This is a genomic window from Raoultella sp. (assembly GCF_039594335.1).
In the GTDB taxonomy this organism is placed as follows: Bacteria; Pseudomonadota; Gammaproteobacteria; order Enterobacterales; family Enterobacteriaceae; genus Klebsiella.
On record NZ_JBCNNS010000262.1, the window covers coordinates 1 to 3274 of the forward strand.

A 3274-nucleotide genomic window follows, 5' to 3' on the forward strand; every position below is an offset into this window, starting at 1 on the left:
CCCCTCGACTGAGGCTAGTGTGCCGATCGCCCGCCAGCACGACGGGCTTGCCGTCTTGAGAAATAAAAAATGCCCTTGCGGAAGTAACGCTTATTGCGACCAACGACGGCTGATACTCTTTTCACTTCGGCCAACTGATTGAACAATATTCTCTGCAACATGCTGAGAATCATCCTAAAAATAGGACTATCGGACGCTCAGCGCCTGCTGGCAAACCTGCCCGGCAATCAGCGTATTACCCGCCCCTGCGCTGTTCTATCGCGGACATTCCCCCTCGCGCAAACAGCACACTAATGGCCCCACCGCACGTCATCCGGCCTATCCTTAAGGTTTTAGCGCAGGAGGACAGTATGAGCGAATACACAAAACTCACAACCCAGTATCCCGAGCCCCCCTTTGCCGACCAGCCGCAAACACCGCCCGGCTTAGCTTCAGAAATGGTCCCTGTAGCGGATCACGGTGAGACGAGTTACCTCGGTTCTGCGCGGCTTACAGGTAAAAGAGCGCTGATCACCGGCGGTGACTCAGGCATTGGCCGCGCGGTGGCGATCGCCTTCGCCCGTGAAGGCGCTGACGTGGCGATAAACTATTTGCCGGAGGAAGAATCAGATGCCCGGGAGGTCATCGCCCTGATTACAGCCGAAGGGCGCAAAGCGGTCGCACTTCCCGGCGATATTCGCCGCGAAGCATTTTGCCAGGCACTGGTTGAACAAGCCGTCAGCGAGTTGGGCGGCCTCGATATCGTGGTCAATAACGCCGGGCGGCAGCAGTACTGTGAATCGCTGGAAGATCTCTCAACCGCCGATTTCGACGCCACGTTTAAGACCAACGTCTACGCGCCGTTCTGGATAACCAAAGCCGCGCTACGCCATCTTCAGGCCCAAAGTGTGATCATCAACACCTCTTCCGTGCAGGCCTTTAAGCCCAGCCCGATTCTCTTTGACTATGCGCAGACCAAAGCCTGCCTGGTGGCCTTCACCAAATCGCTGGCTAAGCAGTTGGGGCCGAAAGGCATCCGGGTCAACGCGGTCGCTCCCGGTCCCTACTGGACGGTGCTGCAATCGAGCGGCGGCCAGCCGGCGGAGAAAGTCCGCCAGTTCGGCGCCGATACGCCGCTGGGCCGTCCTGGCCAACCGGTAGAGATCACCCCGCTGTACGTCACCCTCGCGTCTGACGCCTGTTCTTTCACCTCAGGCCAGGTCTGGTGCTCGGATGGCGGCGACGGGGTATTGTAGCGGCGAATTTCCGCGATTTGCGGCGTTGACAGGGCGTTCACACAGAATATGACCCTGCGGCGTTCTGAGCAGAAAGGCGCGCGGCTTGATAGCGAACCCGGGAGCGGTTTTAAGGCAAAACAGCGCGCTGCCATGCTGCTTTCAGGCGTTGGTATGACGGAGGATAAGATCCTCAAAGGCTATCCACGCCTGTCCGCGGACCGGGGCATACTGGCGCTCATCGTCACCAATCCTGCAGTGTAAGATTGTTGCACTTCTTTCCTCATACGACGTGCCGCACGTTTTACACAGCCTGGAGCCTCTCTCAGTAGGCCTGGCGCAGGCAGTTTGCACACAGATGGCGCCGGAGGATGGGAGCATGAGTAAAAAAGCGCTGCGCTGAGATACAGGGCTTCCCTGCCCTGAAGAAAGAAATTACTCGAAGTAGACGGCCGGATTCTCGGACAACGAGACGAAGGTTTTGGTGTTCTTATCCAGCGCGCCAATCGCCCCGCTTTCAATATCGTAAACCCAGCCGTGCAGGCGCAGCGCCTTATCACGCAGGCCGACGGCAACCGACGGGTGAGTTTTGATGTTGTTCAACTGCGCGATGACGTTTTCCCGCACCATCGCATTCACTTTATCGATTTCACTGTTCCAGGTGCCTTTATCGACCACCGCTTTTGCCGCATCGGCATAGCGCAGCCAATGCGCCACTGCCGGCATCGGATCCAGACACTGACAGGTCGCGACCGCAGTCATCGCGCCGCAGTTAGAGTGACCGCAGATAACAATATCGGTGACGCCCAGGGCGACTACGGCATATTCGATAGTCGCGGAAACGCCGCCCGGCTCTGGCCCGAACGAGGGGACGATATTCCCTGCGTTACGAATGACAAAGAGCTGACCAGGTTCCTGCTGGGTCACCAGTTCCGGTACCAGGCGGCTGTCAGAACAGGAGATAAACAGCGCTTTGGGATTCTGGCTGGAAGCCAGACTACGGAAGAGTTCTTTACGTTGCGGGAAGATCTCTTTCTGGAAGTTGAGGAAACCCTCAATGATATGTTGCATAGCAGTGTCTCTTTTCTCGGTATGAATTACGGTATGACAAAGATCACATTGTCAGTGTATCACCGCAGAAAAGATTAGGAATCGTTATTCAAATGAAATCTATATGTTACAACACCGATCGGTTACCGGTAGGCAGGCTAGCGATACCCGGTATCGGCTCACGTCGCCCGATATTCCGCCGGGGGGTTAGCCGTGCGCTAACCATAGATCAGACGGTATAAATACGGATATCGTGCTCGCGGAACGTGTCGCTATACTCGCGACTGATGTTCTCCTCCACCACCAGTACATCGATATCGCTGCTTTGTGCGACCACGAAACGAGCCACCGCCGGAATTTTATCTGAAGTCAGCCCGACGATAATTTCACTGCACTGCTTAATCACTGCTTTTTTGAATTCGCAATCGGCATAGTCAAACCCGGTCAGACCGGATTCTGGCGCCATCGCGCAGCCGCCGATAAACCCCTGGTCAAACAACACTCCCTGCAACTGAACCACCGCCGAGGTGCCAACGCAGCCGCCCGACGCTCGCTGAACCTGCCCACCAAGCATCACCACGTCATACAGCGGTTTTTTGAGCAGCTCTGCGGCTATTTCCGGCGAATTGGTCACCACCGTTAACGCCAGCTCGGCAGGCAGTGCCTCCGCCATCGCCAGATTGGTGGTACCGGTATCGATAAAAATGCAGCCGCCGGGCTTCACCAGCCTTGCGCATTTCTGCGCGATTCTGAGTTTTGTTGCTGGATTTTTGTCTTTCCGTTCGCTGTAATCCCCGGCTTCCGGCAGGTTCATTACCGCGCCGCCGTACACTTTTTTGCAGAACCCGTCTTTGCTAAGTCCGTGCAAATCCCGACGAATTGTGTGCTCAGAGACGTTTAAGCGGCTGGCCAGCTCGCTACAGACGACGCGGCCATTTTCCTGGAGGATCTGACAAATCAGCGCTTGTCGTTGTTGAGGGAAAGCTGCATAATCGAGCACATTAACTCCT

The 3274-nt window shown here is 56.1% G+C and carries 3 protein-coding genes; 1 reads left to right on the forward strand and 2 read right to left on the reverse strand.

The window, feature by feature from the left end; translation table 11 throughout:
* Positions 1 to 350 precede the first annotated feature (350 nt).
* Entirely contained in the window at positions 351 to 1235 is an 885-nt protein-coding gene (locus ACZAHD_RS22690; protein WP_462458733.1) for an SDR family oxidoreductase, read from the forward strand.
* Positions 1236 to 1649: 414 nt separating this feature from the next.
* Here ACZAHD_RS22690 and ACZAHD_RS22695 read toward each other — a convergent pair whose 3' ends face one another.
* A complete protein-coding gene (locus ACZAHD_RS22695) occupies positions 1650 to 2285 on the reverse strand; it encodes a carbonic anhydrase (RefSeq protein ID WP_462458734.1) in 636 nt (211 codons plus the stop codon).
* A 208-nt stretch (positions 2286 to 2493) separates the two neighbouring features.
* Positions 2494 to 3264, reverse strand: a complete 771-nt coding sequence (locus ACZAHD_RS22700; RefSeq protein WP_462458735.1) for a DeoR/GlpR family DNA-binding transcription regulator — start codon at positions 3262 to 3264, stop codon at positions 2494 to 2496.
* Positions 3265 to 3274: the final 10 nt, after the last annotated feature.

What these genes read in the sequence shown, in the direction of transcription:
- ACZAHD_RS22690 (WP_462458733.1), top strand. Translation starts at nt 351, where the DNA reads ATGAGCGAATACACAAAACTCACAACCCAGTATCCCGAGCCCCCCTTT.
- ACZAHD_RS22695 (WP_462458734.1), bottom strand. Translation starts at nt 2,285, where the DNA reads ATGCAACATATCATTGAGGGTTTCCTCAACTTCCAGAAAGAGATCTTC.